Below are 436 nucleotides of genomic sequence, written 5' to 3'. Positions count from 1 at the left end.
GGATTAGCTAGTTGGTGAGGTAATGGCTCACCAAGGCGACGATCCCTAGCTGGTCTGAGAGGATGATCAGCCACACTGGAACTGAGACACGGTCCAGACTCCTACGGGAGGCAGCAGTGGGGAATATTGCACAATGGGCGAAAGCCTGATGCAGCCATGCCGCGTGTATGAAGAAGGCCTTCGGGTTGTAAAGTACTTTCAGTTGTGAGGAAGGGGGTATCGTTAATAGCGGCATCTCTTGACGTTAGCAACAGAAGAAGCACCGGCTAACTCCGTGCCAGCAGCCGCGGTAATACGGAGGGTGCGAGCGTTAATCGGAATTACTGGGCGTAAAGCGCATGCAGGTGGTTCATTAAGTCAGATGTGAAAGCCCGGGGCTCAACCTCGGAACTGCATTTGAAACTGGTGAACTAGAGTACTGTAGAGGGGGGTAGAA

The 436-nt window shown here is 53.0% G+C and carries 1 rRNA gene; it reads left to right on the top strand.

Annotated features, from left to right (window positions below):
* Positions 1 to 436 (top strand): 16S ribosomal RNA (locus tag A3712_RS23880); the annotation flags it as partial.

It is taken from the genome of Vibrio sp. HI00D65 (assembly GCF_001635455.1).
GTDB lineage: Bacteria > Pseudomonadota > Gammaproteobacteria > Enterobacterales > Vibrionaceae > Vibrio.
The sequence above is the reverse complement of the archived record's forward strand: the minus strand, read 5'-3'. Positions and strand labels throughout refer to the sequence as shown.